This window comes from Vibrio sp. KUL78, assembly GCF_059725505.1.
Genome location: NZ_AP045837.1, coordinates 856,175 through 879,943 on the forward strand (window position 1 = coordinate 856,175; position 23,769 = coordinate 879,943).

Consider the following 23,769-nt stretch of genomic DNA (forward strand, 5'->3'; position numbering starts at 1 on the left):
GTGCAATAGAGAAACGACATGCCATTGGAGCGATCTACTTTATGGCTGTGGTGGCGTTATTGGTCATCAACCTCTCTGGCTGCGCAGGAAGGCAAGAGGAGTTTATACCGCCATCTCCTGATGACGAAGCGTACGCACCACCGGAACTCGATTATCAAGTGACGAGAGTGAGTAAAGGAAGCCTCTATACCGGAAAAACTGCGATGACTCTGTTTCAAGACCGTCGCGCCTATCGAGTTGGCGACATCTTAACCGTTGTCCTCGATGAAAAGACCGAGTCCGATAAAAGTGCATCGACACAGTTTGGTAAAGATTCGAGCGTAGCGGTTGCAGCGCCAACGTTAGGGGCTACCACCTACCCAGAGGGCGCGGCATCACTTGAGGCATCGCGTGACTTCGACGGTGCTGCGGCATCAACTCAAGGTAACCGACTTACGGGTTCCATCACGGTGACCGTCTACGACGTGTTGCCTAATGGGGTGCTGCGAGTTCGCGGCGAGAAATGGCTCAAACTCAATCAAGGGGATGAGTACATTCGGCTTACAGGCAATGTGAGAGTTGATGATATTCAAGCGGACAATACCCTCTCTTCACAGCGTATTGCCGATGCACGCATTACCTACGCTGGTCGCGGTACTTTCGCAGACAGCAACACGGCGGGTTGGTTAACCCAGTTCTTTAACTCACCATGGATGCCGTTCTAATGAATACACAAGAAAAGCAAAATTTATTGGTGATTGCGCGCCGTGGATTGCGCGGTTTAATGGCGTTAGTCCTGTTACTGATGACGTTTGAAACCTTGGCTGCGCGTCCGATTGCTGAGGTAGCAGACGTCTATGGTGATAGGCAGAACCAGCTCATTGGCTATGGACTGGTGGTGGGTTTAGATGGGTCGGGCGACAAGTCCCAAGTCAAATTTACCCAGCAATCTGTCGTGAACATGATTAAGCAATTCGGAGTACAGCTCGATGACTCCACCAACCCTAAATTAAAGAATGTCGCGGCGGTCAGTGTGACCGCGGCGATAGAACCCCACATGGGACCAGGGCAAAACGTCACCGTGACGGTGTCATCGCTAGGAGATGCCAAAAGTTTACGAGGTGGCACCTTGCTGCTGACCCCACTGAGAGGTATTGATGGCGAGGTCTACGCGGTAGCGCAAGGCAGTTTGGTGGTAGGTGGATTTAATGCCACGGGTGAGAATGGCACTAGCGTGACACGCAATACGCCTACCGTAGGCCGAATACCCAACGGTGCGACATTGGAGCGTTCTATCTCGACTGGCGTCGACCGTGATCCAACGATTCGACTGCAGCTAAGACACCCTAACTATGAGACAGCGCTGAATATTTCCAAAGCCATTAACCTGACTTTTGGTGGACAGGTAGCGAAAGCGCTCAATAAAGGACAGGTTGAGATTTCAGCACCTATCGATAGCGAAGACCGCGTAATGTTTGTCGCCATGATTCAGGAGCTCGAGATAGAAGAAGGGCGAAAAATGCCCAAAGTGGTGTTTAACTCTCGCACAGGTACGGTCGTCATAAGCCAACGAGTAACCGTCACTGAAGCGGCGGTAAGCCAAGGTGGTATCACAGTGACTGTGCTTGAGTCACAGTCGGTATCTCAACCGGGTGGCGCTTTCAATACGGCGGGTGAAACGGCGGTCGTGCAGAACACTCAGATCAGCGTAGATGAAGATGACGGCACGACCATGGTTTGGCCGCCTGGCACCAATTTACAAGAGATAGTCGATGCCATTAATAATATAGGCGCAACACCAGAAGCCTTAATGCAGATCTTGCAAGCCCTCGATGAAGTAGGGGCGATTAACGGGGAGCTGGTGGTGATATGATTGACTCCAATGCTCTGGCAATTATTGCCAAAGACTCCGTACTCGACGGGTTTACCACAGGTGAGATAAAAGCATCAGTATTGCTGCCACCAGTAGAGGAGAGGTCGAATAGCTCGACCCCGCCGACGTTCACGGACGTGGTCAATCGCGTTGAGCGCCAATCGCATACGGCGAGCTCTGACATTGATAGCCATATCAAAGCAGATATGGGCCCCTTAAGCCATTTCTATCTCGACCAGAATTCACTTTCAAAACTCAAATATGACAATAGTCAACAAGGTTTGTTGGCTGCCGCTGAGCAGTTCGAAGCCTTGTTTATTCAATCTATGCTAAAGCGCATGCGTGCAGCCACGGAAGCCTTGAGTGACGAAAACAATCCACTCTCTACAAAATCGTCGAGTTTGTTTCAAGGGATGCTCGATGCTCAATTAGCACAAAGCTTAAGTCAGCAGTCTCACTTTGGTCTGGCAGACATGATCTATCAGCAGCTGGCATCTCGCGTTCCGGTGACAGGCTCACATAACGTGACCCCAACACTTCGTCATTCAAATTTGGACGCTATTGAGGCTTTGCAGAGCACTAAACAATTTAGAGGACAGCGCTAATGGGAATGGTCAATATCGGATTATCGGGTGTCTTAGCCAACCGCGTCGCTTTAAATACCACGGCGCAAAATACGGCTAACGTCAACACGCCAGGTTACAGCCGGCAGGTGGTTAATTTCACCGCGACTTCCTCGGGTAATTTCATTAATGGCGTGAATCTTGGCGCAGGTGTTGAAGTCGGTAGTGTGATTCGTATTGCGGAGCAATCAAGTGTCAATCGTCTGCGCGAATCGACGGAGCTTGCTCAGTATTCACAAACCTATTTCGAGGGGCTATCTAACCTAGAGAACATGCTGGGAGCAGAGGGCCTTAGCTTGACCTCAGGCTTCAACAATTTCTTTGCGGCTATCGATGAAGCGAGCGTATCCCCAGAAAGCTTGGCATTTCGCCAACAAGTGCTCACCAACGCTGATGCATTGGCTCAGCAGTTCAACTCGGTTTATGGGCAGCTTAACCAGCAAGAAGCCGCACAAAGCGAGCGCTATGGTGCTGTTGTTGCCAGCGTTAATAGCCAGCTTGAAAGCATCGCCAAGCTCAATACTCAACTTCAAGCGGATGCGTTGCTAGGCAAGAGTATCTCGGGGCTACAAGATTCCATGGACAAGCATCTCAATGAGCTTGCCAAATCAGTGGATATTCAAGTTATCTACTTAGACTCTGGCGGTGTGGAGGTATCCACACCGAATGGTCAACCTTTGGTTATCAATGGTTATTCAGCAAGGCTAGAGCGCAACATTACCAATAGCGATCCTTACAGCACGGACTTAAACATCCAATTTCAAACCATGGTAACCCCAGTAGATGCGTCTCTGGGTGGTGAGCTTGGTGCGATTGAAGCACTCAAAACTCAGCAGTATGAACCTATCAAGACCCTTCTAAATGACATGGCGGGCGCATTGAGTTCAGAGGCTAACAGTGTGCTAAGCGGTGGGCACGCGTTGGATGGCACCCAGTTGTTAAGTCCTGATAGCGATCTGTTTGTGGTTACAGTTGGCAGTGAAGCCTCATCTATCGCCATTAATAGCACACTCACGCCCGAGCGCTTGGCGTTTTCCAGCACAGGGCAAGCCGGTGATGGGGGGAAGTTAACCGAGCTCTCCATGCTTTCGCAAAAGACGCTCACGAGTGGCTCAGTAGCGGGGAAGACACTTTATAGCGCTTACTCTGGATTGCTAGGCGATATCGGTATCTTCACACGCCAAGCGGAGAGTGAATCGACAGCGGCCCAAATCAGCTTGGAGGATGCTCAAGTCATTCGCGATAGTGTGAGTGCGGTGAATTCAGACGAAGAAGCAGCGAACATGATGCTTTATCTCAATGCTTATGAGGCCAACATGAAGGTCATCAGCACTGCCAATCAAATGTTCCAGACCTTACTGCAAGCATTCTAAGGAGAGAAGACGATGCGTGTCACCGACTCACAGTTTAACGCCATCATGCAGCGAGCATTGATGGACAACAACATCCGACTCAATCGCGTATTTGAGCAGATGTCGACCGGTAAGAAGCTCAATCATCTGTCTGATGATCCTATTGCGGCGGTTCGTTTGGAAGGGCTCAAGAAGAACATTTCTGACAACCAGCAGTACCAGCGAAACATTGAAAATGTTCAGTCTCAACTTACTCGTTACGAGACCAATATTAATACGCTTGAAGAGCTTTCTCAGCAGATCAACGAGCTGCTGCTGCAAGGCAAAAATGGCGCACTCGATACAGAAAGTCGTGCAGGTATTGTACTTGAGCTTAAATCCCTTAAAGAAGAAATGCTTACCACATTGAATCAAAAAAACGAGGGAAGCTATTTGTTTTCTGGCACCGATATTTTTACAGCCGCAATTGATGCAACCACTTATGCGTTTACAGGCAACAATGACTATCGCCAGACCAAAGTAGGCGATGACCAATATGTGAATAACAACCTGACGATTACCGATGTCATTGGCAGTAATGTGATTTTTACTTCCTTAGATAGTGCGATCGCTGAGCTTGAAGCACCTAGCGTGGGCTTTGAAGCCGCTCTCGGCACTGCCTTGGAGAGTAATCAACAGGTCCACCAAACGATACTAGAGTCACTGACCGATATAGGTAGCCAGTACAATTCTCTGGATAGGCAAAAAGAGACCAGTATCGATATGGTGTTCTTTGCAGAGACGGTTACCACCAGTCTTGAAGAGCTCGATTATGCTGAAGCATCAACAGAGCTCAATCAAAGCATGATTGCGTTAGAAGCGACTCAGAAAACCTTCGCGCGAATTGCTGGCATTTCGCTTTTTGACTTGATCTAGGTGAATCGATGAGAACTGTGTTTGCAGGCAAGGGGTTACGAAAAATAGTTATGATGGCTTCATTGCTACCCTTAGGAGCGCTTGGTCAAAAATACATTGTTCCCTTTGATGCGGTGAAATGGCAGTTTGAAGCTAAGGTGGATCGCTGCATCTTAGCCGCTAACGACCCGCATACAGGATTCCGAGTTCAGTTCTCGTTAGTGGCTTCTGAGCCGTTGGAGTTAGGCGTCGAAAAGCGTGGCGTTCGCTCGTTACCAAAATCGACGTCCTTCAATACCACGGAGCCGGTTTGGGGGATCTCTAAATCCTATTCCACCACAACCATCGAGAATATTTCTCGTAGTGGAACCAAGCTCGTTACTAAAGATGGCGCTGATTTGCTGCTTGCAGACATGGCGGGAGGAGCGTGGTTTAACATTAACGCGATGGATTTTGATGTCTATTTCCCGACGACGCACTTCAATCAAGCGTTCACAGAGTTTAATGAGTGCCGCTATCAGCTCCCACCTGTGAACTTTCAGCATGCCAGACAAGTCGAGCTTTTATTTGCCAGAGGCTCGACTGAGCTTACCTCAACACAAAAGCAAATCATTAATGACATCAGTACGTTAATTAAGCGCGACCAAAAGATAGTTCGAGTGCTGATAGATGGTTATACCGATAACTCAGGTGACTCTGTTGCCAATTTGCAGATCTCCAAGCAGAGGGGGTCAGATGTTGCTGAGTGGTTTGTAGAAAACGGGGTGTCAAAATCCATGATAGAAATTCGCGGTCATGGCGACCGGTATCCCAAGTATGACAACACTACCCCAGAGGGAAGAAACAAGAATCGGCGTGTCGAAATTCGACTGGTTAGGAAGTAGAAAACAATAAAAACAAGGACAAAAGAATGGACAAGATCAGCGTCATTCAGCTTCAGCAGGAGATGTTGGACAAAATGGCATCCGCACAATCGATAGCGAGCAATCCGCTGTCTGTTAAATCCGTTGAAACGAATGCTTATCAGCCGGTCGGTAAAGTGGTGGAGAGTTCGGTTGCCGAGAACAGTTTGCAGTTTGGTAAGGCGCTAAAAGGTGTGATTGATACCGTCAACGATTACCAAGCTCATGCGTCGGAGAAGATCACCGCAGTCGAGCTTGGGCAAAGTGATGATCTACTAGGTGCCACGATAGCGTCTCAAAAAGCGAGTTTGTCGTTCAATGCACTGATGCAAGTGCGTAACAAGATGGTGTCGAATTTTGAAAGCATCATCAAGATGCCAATTTAGGCTAGGGAAAGCATATGGCGACTGAGGTGGAGAACAAACCCGCGCTATCCGATAACTTAGGGGCGGCGAGAGAGAAGTTGGGTCAAGCGTCAGGGTGGTTTGCCGGATTTTGGCAAAGCTCGCAGCGTAACGTCATCATCATCACGATTTTTGCGACCATCACTGCCGCTATCATAGTGATTATGCTCTGGACATCAGCTGAGCGTTATCGTCCGTTATACAGCAAATCGTCTAATTACGACTCCAGTCAGATTTTGCAGATGTTGGATGAAGAGACGATACGTTATCAGCTAAGCCAAGATGACGGGCAAATCCTGGTTCCAGAGAGAGACGTTGCCAAGATACGAATGATATTGGCTTCCAAGGGCTTAAAGGAGCAACTGCCCAGTGGTTTTGATTCTCTAGACAGCAGTAAAGGGCTCGGAGAGAGCCAGTTTATGGAGAACGCAAGGTATAGGCATGCACTAGAAGGCGAGCTTGCGCGAAGTATTACCACCATGAGTGCGGTCAGTCTGGCAAGGGTGCACTTGGCTATACCTAAAGAAAGCTTGTTCATGCGAGAAGAAGCTGAACAGCCAAGGGCATCGGTCATCGTGCATATTATCAATGGCATGGACCTAAAGCCCTCGCAAGTAGAGTCGGTTATTAACCTGGTATCGGGTGCAGTCATCGGATTGAAGTCAGAACACGTGCGCGTCGTAGATCAGCACGGTCGTCTATTGTCGAACGATGCCACCGTAGGGGACATCACGGTGACGTCAGGCAAGCAAAGCGACTACAAACGCAATGTCGAGCGCACCTTAGTGGCTCAAGCGACCGATATGCTTACGCCCATTCTCGGTGTGAGTAATTTCAGGGTACAGATTGCGAGCGATATAGACTTCTCCAAAATAGAGGAAACGGAAGAGATTTACGCTGACCCTGTGGTGCGCAAGGAAACCTTACTCAGCGACGTTAACGAATCTTCTATGGCGCTGGGTATTCCTGGTGCATTGAGCAACACGCCGCCAGTCACTGATGCTGAAGAACAACCTGACCCTAACTCGACAGTGAATCGAAGTGAAACCTCCCGCGATTATGCGGTCAGCGGGAAGATTAGACATGTGCAACACCAACAAGGGGTATTGAACAAGCTTTCCGTATCCGTTGTGGTTAATGACTTAGCCAACCCGAACCAAACGTGGACGCCAGAAGAGCTTAAGAACATTGAGAATGTGGTGCGCTCTGCCATTGGTTTTGAAGCACAGCGTGGTGACAACATCCACATTACGCACTTTCCATTTGTCGTCGCTGCAATTCCAGAACAAGTGCAGGTTCCGTGGTTCGAGAACATGAACATCATGCAGCCGCTCAAGTACCTATTGGGCGTTATGCTCAGTGGCTTAATGATCATGGTTGTACTTAAACCCCTCGCTCAATACCTAACTAAGTCAGCTGAGCGAGAAGAGAGCGAAGCAGAGAGCATGGACTACGACAACCTCATTACTAAAGAGGAGCGTGATGCTCAAGCCGCTATGGAGTCGAAACTCGAAGCGCTCGGCATTGACGCTACAGGGATAAAAGCACTCGATGACAACCTACCTTCGGCAGATAGCCCATTAGAAGTGCAAATACAGCACTTAAAACTCATTGCCAAAGAAGACCCAAATCGAGTGGCAGAGATCCTGAGAACATGGATACAGGCATAGTCTAAATAGCGGGGGAGTAATCATGGATGACAAACAAACCTATCAATCCGTCGATGGTGTTGCCATGTTGGTGCTAAGCATGGGGGAAGATATAGGAGCGGAAGTCCTTAAAGGGTTCACGCATGAAGAAATCAAGCAAATCACCCATGCGATGAGTAAAATGCAAGACATCAAAGCGGCCGATGCCATGATATCCCTAAGCGGTTTCTTTGATGATTTTAGGCGTCACTCTGGCATCTTAGGGGGGACGCGAAAGTACATTACTAATGTGCTCGAAAAGACCCTCAATGGTAATTTGGCACGTGACCTTGTCTCGGAAATCTACGGAGACGAGATCCGCTCCCATGCGGAAAAGCTGGCATGGATCCCACCAGACCTTTTGGTCAATGACCTTCGAAAAGAACACATCAATCTTCAAGCCTTGCTGATCGCCCATTTGCCGTTGGAATACAGTGGTCGAGTCATGGACGAATACGAAGAGAAAGAGTGTCATGAATTGATTTTACAGATCTCTAAAACCCAGGTTCTGACTTCGGGTCTCATGGAAACCTTAAAGGACTTAATTGACCGCTGCAAAATCAATTATCACAGTGGTGGATCTTCAAGCTTGCAGGGCTCGAAGGTGGTGGCAAATCTTATCAATCGCTACTCCGGCAACAAGAATCATCTATTCGAATACTTGCACGATAGGGATAAACAAACCGCGGAGATGGTGGAAGAAGCCATGTTCGATTTCTTTACCCTATTTAATCAAGACTTAGAGACCATCAATGTCATCAACGAACGAGTGAGTTTGGAGTGCTGGGCGTATGCGCTTAAAGGTACCAACAAAGAGTGCAGACTCTACATTATTAATTCCATGCCACAGCGAGTATCGACTGAACTAAAAGAGAACTTGGTTCGCATTGGTGCTGTGCCAGTGAGTCAGGTTGAGCAAGCTCGTAAAGAGATTATCGATATCGTAAAAGAGCTGCAAGCCGAAGGGCAGATCAAGCTCAATTTTGCTAACGAACCAAGACTGACTTAGTTGAGATTCGAAGAAAGGTGAAGCACACCTGAGTGCCAAGGAGAGGCGATGAAGTTAACAAGCATAGGATTGCGTAAGAGCGAGGTGAGTTCGGCTACAGCAAGCCGTATTCGTAAACCAGAAAAACTGCAGCATAGGCCGAGCCCCCACACGGTGCTTAACCCACAAATGCTGCAACTGAATTTGCATGAAAGACCAAAGCTCATTGCAGAAGTTTCTGAATCTCACAAGGGTTACAGCCAGCTGATTCTGGCTGGTGAGGTACTGCGTACATGTGCCAGTGAGCTGCTCAAATTGCGCAGACTGGCTGAGCTGCCTCAGTACACGCCATCCCAAGCAAACCAGATTGATGTTATCAAAAAGACAGTCATGTTCTGGAGTAAGAAACAGTTGTTTGGTCGTTACGTGTTGGATTCGACTTTTGCACCTGTTCAGACTGACAGTGTGCTGGTGGAATTTACCATTCCAGGGCTCGATATGAATCGAGAGCGTTATAGGGATGAGGTGGTCTCTTTGTACATAAATAACCGGCTCGTTGCGCTAGCATTTGAGCGGACCGAAGACAGAGAGGTGCTACTTGAGCAGTTTAAGATGATGTTTGCCTTTGCTCAGTTACAGCTCAGGCTCAACGAGCAGCAGGAGCTGGTGATTGGTATTCCTGATGCTCAGTGGCGTCAATGGGATGGCCAAGTTTACGTGTCGGGACAAGGTGGACGTTATGCGGAGGGGGCGCCTATCGCCGTGAATGCCCTGCCGATACAACCTGTACTGGAGCATATCACTCAGCTAGCGGTCAATGAGAAGGGCGCTGTCGTCCAGATAGAGCGCGTATTAGAGCGAGTAAACAAGATGTATTTGGCCTTATCCAAGGTGCTAAAGATAAAAAAAGAGAAAGCGAATCAACTGATTGCGTTCTGCTCTCACCCAGAATTGAGAGAGGTAGGGAGCTTTAAAGAGCAGGTAAGTGCCAGCCCTAAAACGTCTTTGCAATCCATTCATAGCAGCTTTCAGGGGCCAAGTCGTGACAACGTCATCAAGCTATTGAGAAAAAACTGAAATGGGATCAATTTGTTGTCGTTATAGCCTAATAGAGATCAAAACAGCTAGGTATGGCATATGAGCAACATCAAGGTCGACAATATTAAATATATTGTTCCCAATACTCAGGTTGATGCCCTGCAACAGAAGAAAACGGAGCCTGAGCATAAGACAAGGGTTAAGCAGGTCAATTTATCCCAGCATGAGGTGTCATTATTAGAAAGTGGCAAGACCTTGTTTGATGGCATGGATGATATTGATGCCGCCAAGGTGGAGCAAATTAAGGCTCAGATTGCCTCAGGAGAGCTGGTATTTGATATGGATGAGTTGGCAAGAGTAATTGCGAGGCTAGACCATGGAAAATAGAAAAGTAATTGTTGGCTATCTACATTATGGCCAAGTGATCTTTCGGTTGTCTCAACTGCTGTCAGAGCGCTTAGATGAAATCAGACTGGCTATCTTAAAAGGAGAATATCACTCCTTAGAAACGCTTAATGATGCCATCTTGTCGCTCAGCTACCAGATGGCAGAAGCGGATACTAAGCGTTTCTCACTAGCAAAACACTTAGGTTGTACGGAACGACAATATGCCAAGGTAGTGCAACGCCGCTTGAAGGGCGAGGCGTTAAAGAGAGTCACGGAGATAGACAGTAAGATTGAGCGTTCTGTTCACCTCTGCAAACACAAACTGGCAAGACAGGGACGCCTTATGGTGATGCAACATGATGCTATGGAAGAGGCAATGGGAGCGCCGCAGCTGAAGATCAATGTGTAATTATCGATTAAGTATGCTTCCAATGGTGTTAAGCATGTTGGCCGTTTTTTCATCCGGCTCAGCTTATGCAGACACCACAAAGCAAGAGCTGACCCAAAGAATTACCAAGAAAATTGCTACGGCGATGGATAGTCGCTATCCGCACCCCTATGAGCTTGAGGTGAAAATGCGTTTTTCTAAAGCATTGCTGTATGTGGAATTGTGTCCGATAGAACCCAGCATTTCAGTAAACAAGCAGATTACTTTGGGCACTCTAAAGTGGTTTGTGCGCTGCCCGCCACTCGGATGGAAGCTTTCTGCAACATCAACCTCGTCTTTAACCATCAAAGTTGCCACAGCAGGCAAAGCGATGAAAAAAGGATATCGACTGCAACCAGAAGATGTTCGTTTTGAAAAGGTAACACTGAAGAAAGCAGATAGTGTTTTTTTCGATTTAACACAGCTAGTGGGTAGTAAGCTTCGACGCACGGTGCGGGTAGGGGATGTTCTTACCGCGAAACGGTTTTATCTGGATTATGATGTTGAGAAAGGTCTGCCAGTTAACCTGATTTACCATTCAAGCACCTTTAGTTTAGAGACAGATGGCGTGGCGCTAGAAGATGGCTTGGTGGGTGACACGATTGCAATACGCAATGCCCAGTCAGGAAAAACTCTGAAAGGAGTCATTGTAGAGAAGAATATGGTTCGAGTGTTCTAACAGGGTTTATCTAGCGCTTCTGGAGATAAAGTAATCTTCTAATGACAAAACTCCGAGGCGTACTTACGTTCGAACTGTGTGTTGTTTTAAACTTTCATTTTTGTTGGTTCAACATAAAAACAGCGTCTACTCGTGTTGAATGTCAAAAAACTGATGGCGTACTCGAATCAATGAGTCGGCGAGGCCAACATAGTTTTCACTATTTCGTTGCTTTCGCATGGCTTTTATGAATTCCAAAATAACACTCTCATTCTCTGGAGATTCATCTGCAAGGTTACTTAGAGCGAGAAAGCAGAGGCTGAGCATTCTGTCACCACTAAGACAATCACCGTAGTAATAGCATTCGCTGGCTTTGTTAAAGGTTTTGCTGAGATCTAAGTTCATTTTCAATATTCCCGTAATCTAGATATCGAGTACCGATGATTTTGGCGCCAATTTTGCTCCAATTGACAAAATCAATCTCAGGGTTTTGTTGAATTAGACTTTCAACACCCGTTAGAAACATGCGATATGAGCTTTCAGTACGAATCTCATCGCCTAACCCATTTTCTATCCACATATCCATTTTTCTATCAGGGTCAGTATCGTTACTGAGTCCTGAGTGGATGATTTCGTTTGGAAAACCAAAATCGCAGCCAAGCAGTAAGATCTTATCGGCGCCTCGAGCCAATGCTGAGTAAATGGTTGGATGAATAACTGACCCATAAACGTACAATCTAAATGAAGGAATGGCCTCGGCGAATCGGTCATAGGTTGGGTCACTTAGATGGAAAAAGTATTTGGGGCCTTTCCATTTGGTGAAAATTTCTGGCCGCATTCGAGAGGCGAACAGGAGTGGGGTATTTTTTGCTAAATCAAAGTTGATGTAAGACTCTGGAATATCAATATCGATGACACACACTGCATCTGGCTTGATATCGTGTTGTTTTAGACAGGTGCATGCCGTAGCCGCAGCAATAATTTCTGGCCGTTCCTGCTGTTGGTATACCCATTTTAGTTCTTCAATGTGATGCTCTAGCGATGGGCCTGCTCCGACTATGATGGCCGTTTTGAGAGGCTTGACGAGATACTCTTCAATTGGGCGCAGCTTTCGCAGTAACTTTATGTTCTGGTTTTCAATCTCCTGGTACTCAGAGTCTCTTTCGTGGTGAGACAGTCGGCAGTGGATCGTATACAAGCGATCGTCCATACGTCGTGATAACCAGGGTTTGTCTTTTTTGGGCGAGTATTCTTTCACTTGTAATGATGACTGAATTTTGAAATGCGATATTGCCGAGCATTTGATTAAGGTTAGGTGCGCTTTCGTAGATCGCGATAAGCTGAACTCTAGGATCGTCTAGCCAGTGAAATGGTACCAGGTGCAATACTAGTTTGGTCACATCAAAATTAAACAAAACAATACCAATGGTCTGCGCACTTTCATCTTGTGTGAGTAGCTCGGGTAAGTGACCAAGCGCTAATCCCCAGATAATGTAGTGATTGCCTTCCACTAACTGCCGAAATAAAAAGGCTTCTTCGATAGGGTCAATGGTGCTCGATAATTGAATGCCATCAATGATTAAACTTGCCGCTTTGTCCTCGACAACTTCAAACGACATCTCACTGATATCGGCTTGTTCAATTCGCTCTGCAACCTCGGGCCAGCGATGTCGAATCAGTGTGATGTTGTGTTGGTACATGTCATTCATAGCGTTTCCTTTATTCGATTTCACCCAAGATATTTAAGCCGTAATCATTCGGAATTTCGTTGTAGCTGAGAACGATGAGCTCTTTGGCAAATGCTTTCGCAAGCTTAGCTATCATTGGTCTTGTGGTAGGAGGCACGACAACCACTGGAGGAACATTCTGGCTTTGCATTGTTTGAACAATGGTTGGCATTCGATTCTGAAACTTCTGCAATATTCCTGGCTCAAGCGGAATGGAGTCGAGGGGAATTGCGGGGTCGTTTTGTTGGGACAACGAAATAGCCCCTTTAATATCCGCTTCTAGGGCGGGAGCAATAATGAATGCACTAATGGCCTTCTGGTTAGGTGCCACCAAGTTCATAATACTGCGTTTGAGTGCCACTCGGATGTTTGACGAGAGTAAGATAGGGTCTTTGATAGTATCAATACTCTCGATGATGGTGTTGGCGATAGTACGAACGTTAATAATGGGTACTTGCTGTGCTAGCAACTGCCGAATGACCTGCATTTGTAAATTTGGGGAGATCACACTCGATAAGTTTTCGGCGAGATCGGGATGATGAGACGCGAGGCGTTGGTTGAGTGCTTTGACGTCGTCGTAATTAAAAATGGCATCTAGATGTTCACTGCATACTTTACTCACATGGGTTGCAATAACATCGTGTACTTCTATCACTTGAAACCCGAGATGAATCGCCTTGGTTTTATCGGTCGTTGAAATCCAGAGCGCAGGCAACTGATAGGCCGGATCGACACCAACAATGCCTTCAATGTCAGGGTGATTAATTCGCCCGCCAACGGCCATAACTTTATCGGCGTAGATCTCTCCGCGTTCAATCTCGTCGCCATCAATACTGATGGTATATTCAGACGGCTTTAAAGACAGATCATCACTAATCACGACTTCTGGTATGACAAACCCTATTTGCTCACTCAGTGTTTTTCGGCTGCCGCGGATACTCTTTAGTAAGTTTCCTCCTTTTTTAGCGGTGGCCAGAGGAACCAGTTTAAACCCGAGTTTCAGCGCAATGACATCTATGGTAGGAATGATCCCCCAATCAATAACTTGCTCTTGTCCTGGGGGAGGGAGCGTGGCCACATCACTGTTTTGCTGGTGTTGCTCTTTAGGCTGAAATACCGATTGTCGCCAGCCAACAAAAATGAGTAAAACAGAAAACGTATAGAACGCGAGGTGAGGCATGTTAGGTACGCTACCGATAACAAACATGACACCACCTGCCATATACAGGTTTTGTGGCGTCGCAAGAAGTTGACGTTTGGCTGTTTCAGCTATGTCGTTGTCTGCATCATTGATGCGAGTGACGATAATAGCGGCGGAGGTAGCGAGTAGTAGAGATGGAATTTGTGCGACTAGTCCGTCACCAATCGTCAGTAGAGCATAGGTTTTGAAAGCTTGCTCTGCATTGAGACCATGTTCAAATATCCCAATAAGAACACCGCCTATTAAGTTGATAAACAGAATCAGCAATCCAGCGATGGCATCGCCTCTCACAAATTTACTGGCACCATCCATCGAGCCATAGAATTCGGCTTCTTCACCCACTTCTTTTCGACGTTGTTTGGCCGATTCTTGATCCAATGCTCCGGCGTTAAGATCGGCATCGATGGCCATTTGTTTGCCAGGGAGAGCATCGAGAGTAAAGCGAGCAGAGACCTCTGAAATCCGCTCCCCCTTTGGTGATAACGACAAAGTTGATGATCATTAGGATGATAAACACCACGATACCCACAACATAGCTGCCACCAATGACCACTTCACCAAAAGACTGAATGACTTTCCCTGCTGCGTCACCACCATTGTGACCTTCCAGTAGCACGATTCGAGTAGACGCCACATTGAGTGTGAGTCTTAACAGCGTTGCGATGAGCAATAAGGAGGGGAAGACAGAGAAGTCGAGAACCTTCGATACGGTGCTGCTTACCAGCAGTACCACAATGGCCAGCATGATATTGAACGTAAAAAACGCGTCAAGAAGCAATGGAGGTAAAGGGAGAATCACCATTGCCAAGATCATCAATAGCACGATAGGAATCGTGAGTCGTGTGGATAATGTCCTTATTAAATCACCCATAGCCAAGGTTTTGTGGTTATCAGTGAAATAAATACTAGGATAAATTTCAATCATTTCTCAAAATTGATACTTGAAAAATTCTTGGTTATGAAAATTTTTTGGAAAAATCTGAAATGGAAATTTTGGTCTGTCGTTATGGAGAGGTGAACGGCTAACAGGATGGGGAAACCAAAATGGCTATTTCAGTACACACTAATTACGCAAGTTTAGTGACGCAGAATACGCTGCAGTCGACTAATAATGCGTTAACCAAATCGCTTGAGCGTTTATCGACCGGGTTTCGAATTAACTCGGCTTCGGATGACGCGGCAGGTCTACAAATTGCTAACCGCTTGGAAGCACAGAGTAGGGGGATGGGCGTTGCGATGCGTAACTCTCAAGATGCTATCTCTATGTTACAAACTGCTGAAGGCGCATTGGATGAAATGACAAATATTGCGTATCGCATGAACGACCTAGCATTGCAAGCGGCCAATGGTTCCAATACGTCCGCAGACAAAACAGCGCTTAACTCAGAGTACCAAGCGCTAAGAGGGGAGCTATCTAACATCCTTTCAAACACGAACTTTGGTGGTAACAAGCTGTTTTCTGGAGCAGGTAGTTTTTCTGCAGCTGTTGCATTTCAAATTGGCTCGACTACTAGTGAAAAGCTTACTGCTGATGTATCTGCCAAAGTGTCGAGTTTGACTACAGCTATTTCTTCAGCCTCTCTGGGAACCATCAGTTCGACCGCTGACGCAGCGATAAATGCCCTATCGGGCACCGGTGTCGGTACTGCAGGTGTGACCTTAATAGGGGCTTTAGGTGATGCGCGCTCTCAGTTTGGCGCATACATCAATCGTCTGGAGCACACTATCACAAATCTTGGCAACATGAGCGAAAATGTCTCGACCGCTAAAGGGCGTATCATGGATACGGACTTTGCCTCTGAATCTGGAATGATGAGTAAGCAACAGATGTTAATGCAATCCGGTGCTTCAATGCTTAGTGCATCGAAGATGGTGCCACAACTGGCGATGAGCCTACTTGGTTAATACATTACGGGAGACTATGTTATGGCTATTTCGGTTCATACTAATTACGCAAGCTTGGTGACACAAAATACACTGCAATCTACTAACAACTCGTTGACCAAATCACTAGAACGACTATCCACCGGCTTCAGAATTAACTCGGCATCCGACGACGCAGCTGGTTTGCAAATTGCCAACCGTCTAGAGGCACAGAGTAGAGGGATGAACGTCGCGATGCGTAATTCTCAAGATGCTATCTCGATGCTACAGACGGCTGAAGGTGCATTAGATGAGATGACCAACATTGCTTATCGAATGAATGACCTTGCCCTGCAAGCGGCCAATGGAACTAATACTACTGCTGATCGTACTGCTCTCAATTCAGAGTTTTCTGCATTACAAGGGGAATTAAAAAACATCATGGATAATACAAACTTTGGTGGTCAGAAATTGCTAGCTACTACTGGAGGTGTATTTGATGATGGCGATGTTCTATTCCAAATAGGCTCCACGACATCGGAAAAGTTAACTGCGGATGTTGATACTCAAGTTCAAGCGGTGAACACTGAGGTAACTAACCTAGGTTCGGATACATTGGCTACTGCGGGTGGTGCAAGTGCAGCTGTAGATAGCTTGTCAGGTGCCAGCGGAATGATTGAACTTCTTGGTACAGCCAGATCGAAATTTGGCTCTTACATAAACCGCCTAGATCACACCATCACCAATCTCGGTAACATGACCGAAAACGTCTCAACGGCGAAGGGTCGAATTATGGATACCGACTTTGCTTCTGAGTCTGGAATGATGAGTAAGCAGCAAATGTTGATGCAATCTGGCGCCTCTATGCTGAGTGCGTCGAAAATGGTGCCGCAGCTTGCAATGAGCTTGCTGGGGTAAGGTAAAACCGTGATCCGAAGGGTAGAGCTGTACCTTCGGAGTGCCTGAGGATAGGACAATGAATGTCGATGCCGTGCAGCTCGCGACTAATTTCGCCACGTTGGATGTGCAGCCATTTGAGCTGCGATATAGCCAAAAACTGTCGACGATCAGCTCGCAAACGTCGGCCATCAATCGAATCAAATCGGCGCTGCAAAAATTGGATGACCAAGCTTATGAGTTCACTAAGTTTGGTGCGACCTTGATGCAAAAGGCAACCACGACAAGTAGCGATGACTACTTTTCAGTGACCACCGGTTCAAGTGTCACAGATCTAGACCTCGATATCTTCGTTCACAAGTTGGCTCAAAACCATCAAATGATGGTGGATGTGAGCTCAACCGATCCTTCTGATGTGATGGCGTCAGATGGCTCTTTTACCGTGACTAATACCAAATCAGGTGATGCTCAATCTATCAATATTATGGATGCAGACAGTGATGCCAGCGGAGATGTGACTTATAGCGAGTTTGTTACTTACTTCAACGGCCAATTTGAAGACTCGATGCAAGCCGTTATCGTCAAATCACAAGGCGCGATGAAGGTACTGTTTAGTGCAGTTTCTGAGGGTGAGGAAAATATCTTCAGTTTATCGAGTGATGCGACCAGTGATTGGGGGACGACGGATGTCGCGGCTGCTTCTGTGGTGCAGTCAGGGCAAGATGCACAAATTTCCATTGGTGGAGAAGCGGGCGCTTTATTCACGAATAATAGCAACACGTTTGAAGATTTGGTCTCAGGTGTCGATGTCACGCTAAAGAAAGCGAATGCATCTGGTGATACCGCAACAAGCGTTCAGGTCAGTGACGACTTCTCGGCGACGCTTGATTCGCTCCAATCGTTTGTTGATGCATATAACAGTGCAGTGAGTGAAATTACTAATTTGACTCAATCTGGGGGTGAGAATGATGCAAGAGGGGTACTTGCTTCTGATTCAACCGTTCGCAATATCAAGAATCAATTGGCCTCAGTGATCAGAGAGGATTATGGCGGTGTTCGGCTATATGAAGTGGGCTTAGAGCTAGATAGAGATGGAAAACTGAGCCTCGATAGAGACAAGTTCGAAGAAGCGGCTAAAACCCAAGATATAGAAACGCTGTTTACTGGTGATGCGGGTGTGTTCCAAGCGTTTGAAACCACGCTCGAGACTTACTTGGACTTTTCAGACGGTTCTTTGAGCCGTCGTATCGATACGTTGAACTCTGAAAAGAGCCGAATAAATGATGCGCTCTCGGCTCTTGATGCCAGATACGAAACTTATTACAACCGATATCTTTCCCAATTTACCCAACTCAACGCTTTGAGTAGCGAGCTACAGTCTGTCTCTGGATTATTTACCGTGTAAGGAGTCACCTCATGTTATTAGGCAAACAACAGCAAGAGAACTACAGCAATGTCCAAGTGAACGCGAACGCGTCGGTGTCGTCCAGTTTTGAGCTGATATGCATGCTTCATGAGCGATTAATTCAAGAGTTAGAGAGTGTCAAATACGCGATTGAAACAAAGGATATGGAGTTAAAAGCGAAGTCTTCGCAAAAGTGTATCGATATCTTAGTGGGACTGGATGCATCCCTAGACCTTTCTAGCGGTGAAGCGCTTATTCAGAACATTCATGCCCTTTACGAGCATGGTATTGCTACCGTATTTGAGGCATCAAAAGAGATGCAACCAGAGCTGATTGAACAGTTCATCAAGGTTGTTACCGACCTCAAAGAAGGCTGGGAAGGTGCGATGGAGTGGCTCGATGACGCTCAAGGCTAGTCAACTGCGAGGGCTAGCGAACAAGCTACAACAAGCGTTGGAGCAGAAAGACTTTAAGTCGATCGCCAGGTGGAACCAAGTGCTATTGAGAGTACTGCCTAGCATTGACCAAAATGACGAGCGCTTTTACTTGACGGTTCTTAAAGTGAAACAGATCCACCAGCAATGTGTTCAGTTGGTAGACGTAGAACAAAGTGCTCTAAAACAGCAAATTGAACACAATGCCAGTCTAAAAACGCGCGACAAAGCGTATGCTCAGACGCAAGTTAGGGCTAGGGAGTCATGATGCAATTACAGACTAATCCGTACGGCCAGGGAACTACTTTTTCCGTGTTTGGTGACATTGAAACGTCCGTCTCTAGCAATCGTGATTCCTCGTTTACACATTCCTCTTTATTGAAAAGTGAATATTGGCACTCTGCTCGGGAGATCGGTAGCACGCAAATGACGCCATTAGCGCAGTCATTTCAGACGCTCTATAACACGTTAGAGCAGCTCTCTTACTCTCTGGATGACATGGAAGCGGATGCCGAAGTTTCACCTGTAACCATACAAGACGGTTTGATACAGAGTTCCAGTCAAGGATTAGGCACTAGCGATGCCTATTTATTCTCAGAACGTAAACTTCTCGCTTCTGAAGGTTCTGCTTTGAATCTGGCTCATAAAGCGACAGTGGCAACTTCGCATTTGACGGATAGTGTGCCTAGCACCACAGGCCATAGCGAAAGTAGTGACTGTAGTGCCAATTTTGGTGCTGATAGCGCGTTGCTTACTGGATCACTTGTACCGGTATCCTCTGGGCTACCTATAGAGGGTGATAAAGCCTCTGTGAGTGACCAGACTCCACTTCTAAGAACTAAGATTGCAGCAGATGTGGCGCTCGCGCTAGACAATGCATTGTCGGAAAGCGCTAGCCTTGTCGATGGTCTTGCTTATAAAAACGACAGCGACGTGATACTACTACCTCGTGGGGCGTATCGCCAACATACATCAAATCCAAATGAACTCGAGTTAGCCCAGCGGTTTCAATTAGAAACCTTGTTCTCACCTTATAGTGATTCGCTTCGTGCAGAAATGAATGTTCTGGCTCAGTACGCAAGCTCTATGCAAAGTCATACTCCAAGCAGTCTAAAAGTAAACGATGCAAGCTGGAAAACTGTGTTTAGCCAGTTGCAGCCTATTAGCAGTCATACGGCTATTAGCCCATCTACAATAAACACACTAACTAACACCCTAGCGGTGTCTGCGGAAAACCTTGCCTCAGTAATAGATAATTTGGGTAGCCGAGCCACATCAACCAATCTGATTGTAGAAAAAAGCTTACCAATAGAAGCACAACGACAAATGTATCAAGTAGTGAAGGACAAGGTTCAGCTCCAGCTTGATATGAATAGCCAGGTGGCACGAATACGTTTTGACCCACCGGAACTTGGCCGTATGGAAATGGTACTTAGAATCGAAGGTGACAAGTTGACGGTCCAAATAAGTGCCACAGCGGCTACGACACGAGAAGTCTTGATGGCGACGTCAGAGCGCCTTCGTCATGAGCTGATAGCACAAAATAGTGCCCTTTCTGAAGTAGACGTTGCGCTCTCACAGCAGCAACATTCTGCGAACCCGGAGCAGTATCTAGCTTCTTTTGTCGAGCACGATCAAGAAGACGTTTACGACGAAGCGTCACCCAGTGTGCCTGAGTACACGGCTTATATTGCGAGGGTATAGCGATGATTAAAATAGCCGTAACCTTCCTACTCACTGTGACGTTGTGTCTTGCCGGCTTTGTCCTTTATCAAAGCAACATGCTTTCAATGCAGATGATTGGCGGCTGGTTTAGCTCTGAGGAGCCTGTGGATACACCGATTGAGCAGGTTGAAGTGCAGGTGGATAACGTGCTGGTGCCCATTAACCTTGGCAATCGACAAAGCTTATTGTTGCTCGATGTCTCTCTGTTTACACCCAGTAGCAATGAGGGCTTCTTAAATGAACAGCGTAGTCGAATTAAGAATCGAATCATTAAGAAGTTCAGCGTGAAAGACAGGGATTACTTTTTTAATAAAGAGTTTATTTATGTCATACAGGACGACCTAAAAGATGACTTATCAGAGGTGGCGTCTTTGCAGGTAGGGGATGTGCTCGTGACCAAGGCTGTCTTTCAGTAGGTGGAACGATGTTACTGCAACCTAAATATCAACATACCCAAACTGAAGAAGAATCGAGTATTCAAGAGCTTGAGAAGTTGGTGTTGCAGAAAAACCTAAAGCTCATTAATGGGCTGTTGTACCAGTACCGTTATGCCGTCGATGAAGGGACATTTGAAGATTTACGCCAGACCGCCATGATGACGCTCGTCATTGAGCTGAGAAAGTTTGACCATGTGGCTAACGATGATTTCCGGCGTGCGGTAGCGGTGCGTATCCGCGGCGAGCTGGTGGATGAATTGAGGCGGCGTGACTATATGGAGCGTGACAAACGTCAGCTCGTCAATCGCATTAAGTTTGCCCAGCAAAAGTTAGTTCAACAGCTCAACCGCGAGCCGACTACTGTTGAAGTTTGTCACTTTCTTGGCATAGAGGATAGTGATTTTCAAAAGGCCATGAGTTTAGTCGACGTGTTTGATGATATTGAGCTGGAAAATGTGGTCACGGCAGTGCCAGAAACCGACCGACAGTTGCTGTTTGAAGAAGTCAGAGAGGTGCTCGAGACGCTGCCGGAAATGGAAAAACAAATTTTGTATCTGGTGTATGTCAAAAGTCTTAACACCAAAGAGGTTGCCATGGTGCTCGACGTGAATGAAACCAAAGTGCATCGATTAAAGCATCGAGGGTTGGACATTCTGAAAAGCAGAATGAAGGAGAGTGGCGCATGCAAAAGTTGATAGGCGTTGTCGTCGTACTCAGCGTCATTTTTGGCGGCTTTATTTTTCTGGGTGGTAAATTTGAGTTCATCTTTAAATGGTCTGAAATCATTATCATTTTTGGTGCTGCGTTCGCTAGCTTATTGATGTCGACAACATCGGGCACCCTCAAGTTAATGACTCAACAACTAGGGTTGGCTTTTCGCGCTACATCTTACAACAAAGACTATTACCAAGAGTTGCTCTCTTTGATGTTTGAGCTAATCAATATTGCTCGAGTACAAAACATTAAGGCACTTGATGTCCACGTGGAGAATCCGGACTCAAGTAAGATTTTTGCTAAGTACCCTAGGGTGACCAAGGATACACTGACCACTAACTTTATTATCGACTCGTTCAGGCAGGTGATTACTGGTAAGCAGTCACACCATCTTCTTGAAGCTTTTTTAGAGGAAGAAATTGAGCATCTTGAGGATGAATACACTAAGCCTTCTGAAAAGCTACACGCCACCGCCGAAGCAATGCCCGGACTTGGCATCTTAGCGGCCGTGATGGGGATCATTTTAACCATGCAAGGTTTAGATGGCGAGATTTCTGAAATAGGCAAAAACATCGCCGCAGCATTGGTGGGAACCTTTACGGGAGTGTTTGGCTGCTACTGCGTGCTAGGGCCAATGTCGAGTAGCATCAAAGATGTGTCAGAGAGCCAGGTAGCACCTTTGCAGTGCGTAAAATCGATTTTGTCCGCTTACTCTCAAGGCCAGTCAGCACACATGTGTGCTAACGCCGGAAGGAAGAATATTGAAACCCGCTACAAGCCATCGTTTGTTGAACTAGAAAAAGCGGTAGAAGTACTACGTTCGCAGCCGTCTCAATGATGTAGAACCATTCACAACTTAATCCCATCCTCAGGGGGAGAGACGCTATGGAGCAGCCCATTGTTTTTGCCAGAAAAGGCCGTAAAAAACGCGATCCTCTGCAACATGGTGGTTGGAAGGTCGCGATGGCGGATTTGATGATATCCTTGATGTGCCTGTTTCTGGTGCTATGGATACTACAAGTTGTGGATGTTGAAGATCAGAAAAAGCTGCTCAATTATTTTGCTTACGGTAACGATCCTGTTCAGCATCATGGTACTACGGAAACGGGTGGCAACTCTGTTAATCCATTGCCTCTGTCATCGGTCGCCACCTCGCACTACGACGCTGACCTACATCGAATCAACGACACATCAGTATTATCCGGTGAGTTCAACAGTCAACAAGAGCTCGAAGTCTTAGCTGAGCGCGTGAAACAAGAGCTTGCTGGCATAGATGCGTTAGGCAGCGTAGCCGTTTTAATTACCCCTCAAGGACTTAAGCTGGTTATTGCAGACTCTGAGAAGGGGCCCATGTTCTATCGTGGTGGCGCGAAAGTTACCCCCTTTTATCAAGACCTATTGCTAAGTTTGGCGCGTCTGCTTGCCAATATTGAGAATAAGATGATCATCACAGGTCATACCGACGCCAGTCGTTTTAAAGGAGGACGCACGACCAACTGGGAACTATCTAGTAATCGAGCCAATAGTGCACGTTACTATCTAGATAAAGGTGGCTTGCATGAGAGACATATCTTTCAGGTCTCAGGTATGAGCGATACCGCTCCGATTGATCTAGAGAACCCTGATTCAGGTATAAATAGGCGCATCGAGTTGTATATCCTGACGGCAGAGACACTCCGTCAGCTCAACGAGGTGTACAAGGACCTGACTGCCTTTAGTTTGGATGAAGCTAAGCCGCCTTTAGATGAGAGTGAGCTTACGAGTCTAGTCGATAAATCCAAACAAAAAGCGATACAAGAGGCCGCTCGAAATCAGCCAACAACCCCGTTTGAGGTGATGAAACGATATGACTGAACTCGCTTTCCCTGCTGCCAATATGCGTAAATGCCTTGCTTGGTTGATAGTCGTTGATTATCTATTAATAGGGTTCTACGTCTATTTGGTCACGAGTTTGGTATATTTTGATGTTTTTATGATTGGCATCCTCATAGCCGTTTACAATCTGCTTATGGTCACTTTTGTCGTTCATCAACCGCCCGGTTTCTTAACCCTCTCTCGCGACAAGCACTTAGTGCTACCCATATGCTTTGCAACCTTCTTAGGTTCCGTTATCGTCGTTTTGACCGTCTTTTGGTGAAAAAACTTGGCTCAAT

General features: G+C 46.6%; 26 protein-coding genes and 1 pseudogene. 24 read left to right on the forward strand and 3 right to left on the reverse strand.

Annotation, left to right across the window (positions count from 1 at the left end; all coding sequences use genetic code 11):
• Nucleotides 1-41 precede the first annotated feature (41 nt).
• The 13 genes from flgH to flgA are packed head-to-tail and all read left to right on the forward strand — an operon-like array spanning nt 42 to nt 11,234.
• Nucleotides 42-704, forward strand: a complete 663-nt coding sequence (gene flgH, locus AC6I8Y_RS04270) for a flagellar basal body L-ring protein FlgH (RefSeq protein WP_234496110.1) — start codon at nt 42-44, stop codon at nt 702-704.
• Complete coding sequence (locus AC6I8Y_RS04275; RefSeq protein WP_498020828.1) at nt 704-1,852, forward strand: flagellar basal body P-ring protein FlgI; 1,149 nt, start codon at nt 704-706, stop codon at nt 1,850-1,852. Before flgH ends, AC6I8Y_RS04275 begins: the two co-directional genes overlap by 1 nt.
• Complete coding sequence (locus tag AC6I8Y_RS04280; RefSeq protein WP_498020829.1) at nt 1,849-2,457, forward strand: rod-binding protein; 609 nt, start codon at nt 1,849-1,851, stop codon at nt 2,455-2,457. The genes AC6I8Y_RS04275 and AC6I8Y_RS04280 overlap by 4 nt, the downstream gene beginning before the upstream one ends.
• Nucleotides 2,457-3,848, forward strand: a complete 1,392-nt coding sequence (gene flgK, locus AC6I8Y_RS04285) for a flagellar hook-associated protein FlgK (RefSeq protein ID WP_498020830.1) — start codon at nt 2,457-2,459, stop codon at nt 3,846-3,848. Before AC6I8Y_RS04280 ends, flgK begins: the two co-directional genes overlap by 1 nt.
• A gap of 12 nt (nt 3,849-3,860) precedes the next feature.
• Nucleotides 3,861-4,742: a flagellar hook-associated protein FlgL gene (gene flgL, locus AC6I8Y_RS04290; RefSeq protein WP_498020831.1), complete on the forward strand. Its 882-nt coding sequence runs from the start codon at nt 3,861-3,863 to the stop codon at nt 4,740-4,742.
• An 8-nt stretch (nt 4,743-4,750) separates the two neighbouring features.
• Nucleotides 4,751-5,605 (forward strand): OmpA family protein, encoded by an 855-nt coding sequence (locus tag AC6I8Y_RS04295; RefSeq protein ID WP_498020832.1) that lies wholly within the window; start codon nt 4,751-4,753, stop codon nt 5,603-5,605.
• 26 nt (nt 5,606-5,631) lie between these two features.
• Entirely contained in the window at nt 5,632-6,009 is a 378-nt protein-coding gene (gene fliE, locus AC6I8Y_RS04300; protein ID WP_498020833.1) for a flagellar hook-basal body complex protein FliE, read from the forward strand.
• 14 nt (nt 6,010-6,023) lie between these two features.
• Nucleotides 6,024-7,697 (forward strand): flagellar basal-body MS-ring/collar protein FliF, encoded by a 1,674-nt coding sequence (fliF, locus tag AC6I8Y_RS04305; RefSeq protein WP_498020834.1) that lies wholly within the window; start codon nt 6,024-6,026, stop codon nt 7,695-7,697.
• Nucleotides 7,698-7,719: 22 nt separating this feature from the next.
• Nucleotides 7,720-8,724, forward strand: a complete 1,005-nt coding sequence (locus AC6I8Y_RS04310) for a FliG C-terminal domain-containing protein (protein WP_234494311.1) — start codon at nt 7,720-7,722, stop codon at nt 8,722-8,724.
• Nucleotides 8,725-8,772: 48 nt separating this feature from the next.
• Nucleotides 8,773-9,780, forward strand: coding sequence for a hypothetical protein (locus AC6I8Y_RS04315; RefSeq protein ID WP_498020835.1), 1,008 nt, complete (start codon nt 8,773-8,775; stop codon nt 9,778-9,780).
• Between the two features lie 60 nt (nt 9,781-9,840).
• Nucleotides 9,841-10,128, forward strand: coding sequence for a flagellar biosynthesis anti-sigma factor FlgM (gene flgM / locus AC6I8Y_RS04320; protein ID WP_128649159.1), 288 nt, complete (start codon nt 9,841-9,843; stop codon nt 10,126-10,128).
• Complete coding sequence (locus AC6I8Y_RS04325; protein ID WP_498020836.1) at nt 10,118-10,537, forward strand: hypothetical protein; 420 nt, start codon at nt 10,118-10,120, stop codon at nt 10,535-10,537. The genes flgM and AC6I8Y_RS04325 overlap by 11 nt, the downstream gene beginning before the upstream one ends.
• Before the next feature lie 34 nt (nt 10,538-10,571).
• Entirely contained in the window at nt 10,572-11,234 is a 663-nt protein-coding gene (flgA, locus tag AC6I8Y_RS04330) for a flagellar basal body P-ring formation chaperone FlgA (RefSeq protein ID WP_498020837.1), read from the forward strand.
• 355 nt (nt 11,235-11,589) lie between these two features.
• Here the strand turns inward: flgA and AC6I8Y_RS04335 are convergent, their stop codons facing one another.
• The 3 genes and pseudogenes from AC6I8Y_RS04335 to AC6I8Y_RS04345 all read right to left on the reverse strand — a co-directional run bounded on the left by AC6I8Y_RS04335 (nt 11,590) and on the right by AC6I8Y_RS04345 (nt 15,012).
• On the reverse strand, nt 11,590-12,411 hold the full coding sequence (locus tag AC6I8Y_RS04335; RefSeq protein WP_498020838.1) for a 6-hydroxymethylpterin diphosphokinase MptE-like protein: 822 nt from the start codon (nt 12,409-12,411) through the stop codon (nt 11,590-11,592).
• Entirely contained in the window at nt 12,365-12,922 is a 558-nt protein-coding gene (locus AC6I8Y_RS04340; protein WP_498020839.1) for a hypothetical protein, read from the reverse strand. Before AC6I8Y_RS04340 ends, AC6I8Y_RS04335 begins: the two co-directional genes overlap by 47 nt.
• 10 nt (nt 12,923-12,932) lie before the next feature.
• Nucleotides 12,933-15,012: pseudogene (locus AC6I8Y_RS04345) on the reverse strand (flagellar biosynthesis protein FlhA).
• 173 nt (nt 15,013-15,185) lie between these two features.
• Here AC6I8Y_RS04345 and lafA (AC6I8Y_RS04350) point away from each other — a divergent pair.
• The 11 genes from lafA (AC6I8Y_RS04350) to AC6I8Y_RS04400 are packed head-to-tail and all read left to right on the forward strand — an operon-like array spanning nt 15,186 to nt 23,753.
• Complete coding sequence (lafA, locus tag AC6I8Y_RS04350) at nt 15,186-16,046, forward strand: lateral flagellin LafA (RefSeq protein ID WP_498020840.1); 861 nt, start codon at nt 15,186-15,188, stop codon at nt 16,044-16,046.
• 21 nt (nt 16,047-16,067) lie between these two features.
• Nucleotides 16,068-16,922, forward strand: coding sequence for a lateral flagellin LafA (gene lafA, locus AC6I8Y_RS04355; protein WP_498020841.1), 855 nt, complete (start codon nt 16,068-16,070; stop codon nt 16,920-16,922).
• A gap of 58 nt (nt 16,923-16,980) precedes the next feature.
• On the forward strand, nt 16,981-18,306 hold the full coding sequence (fliD, locus tag AC6I8Y_RS04360) for a flagellar filament capping protein FliD (protein WP_498020842.1): 1,326 nt from the start codon (nt 16,981-16,983) through the stop codon (nt 18,304-18,306).
• Between the two features lie 11 nt (nt 18,307-18,317).
• Complete coding sequence (fliS, locus tag AC6I8Y_RS04365) at nt 18,318-18,722, forward strand: flagellar export chaperone FliS (protein WP_128649168.1); 405 nt, start codon at nt 18,318-18,320, stop codon at nt 18,720-18,722.
• Entirely contained in the window at nt 18,706-19,008 is a 303-nt protein-coding gene (locus AC6I8Y_RS04370; protein ID WP_498020843.1) for a hypothetical protein, read from the forward strand. The genes fliS and AC6I8Y_RS04370 overlap by 17 nt, the downstream gene beginning before the upstream one ends.
• Nucleotides 19,005-20,444 (forward strand): flagellar hook-length control protein FliK, encoded by a 1,440-nt coding sequence (locus tag AC6I8Y_RS04375; RefSeq protein WP_498020844.1) that lies wholly within the window; start codon nt 19,005-19,007, stop codon nt 20,442-20,444. The genes AC6I8Y_RS04370 and AC6I8Y_RS04375 overlap by 4 nt, the downstream gene beginning before the upstream one ends.
• Before the next feature lie 2 nt (nt 20,445-20,446).
• A complete protein-coding gene (locus tag AC6I8Y_RS04380; protein ID WP_498020845.1) occupies nt 20,447-20,881 on the forward strand; it encodes a flagellar biosynthesis sigma factor in 435 nt (144 codons plus the stop codon).
• Nucleotides 20,882-20,889: 8 nt separating this feature from the next.
• Complete coding sequence (locus tag AC6I8Y_RS04385) at nt 20,890-21,597, forward strand: sigma-70 family RNA polymerase sigma factor (RefSeq protein WP_498020846.1); 708 nt, start codon at nt 20,890-20,892, stop codon at nt 21,595-21,597.
• Nucleotides 21,585-22,454: a flagellar motor stator protein MotA gene (gene motA / locus AC6I8Y_RS04390; RefSeq protein ID WP_498020847.1), complete on the forward strand. Its 870-nt coding sequence runs from the start codon at nt 21,585-21,587 to the stop codon at nt 22,452-22,454. The genes AC6I8Y_RS04385 and motA overlap by 13 nt, the downstream gene beginning before the upstream one ends.
• A gap of 47 nt (nt 22,455-22,501) precedes the next feature.
• Nucleotides 22,502-23,470, forward strand: coding sequence for an OmpA family protein (locus AC6I8Y_RS04395; protein ID WP_498020848.1), 969 nt, complete (start codon nt 22,502-22,504; stop codon nt 23,468-23,470).
• Entirely contained in the window at nt 23,463-23,753 is a 291-nt protein-coding gene (locus tag AC6I8Y_RS04400; protein WP_042474006.1) for a hypothetical protein, read from the forward strand. The genes AC6I8Y_RS04395 and AC6I8Y_RS04400 overlap by 8 nt, the downstream gene beginning before the upstream one ends.
• Nucleotides 23,754-23,769 lie beyond the last annotated feature (16 nt).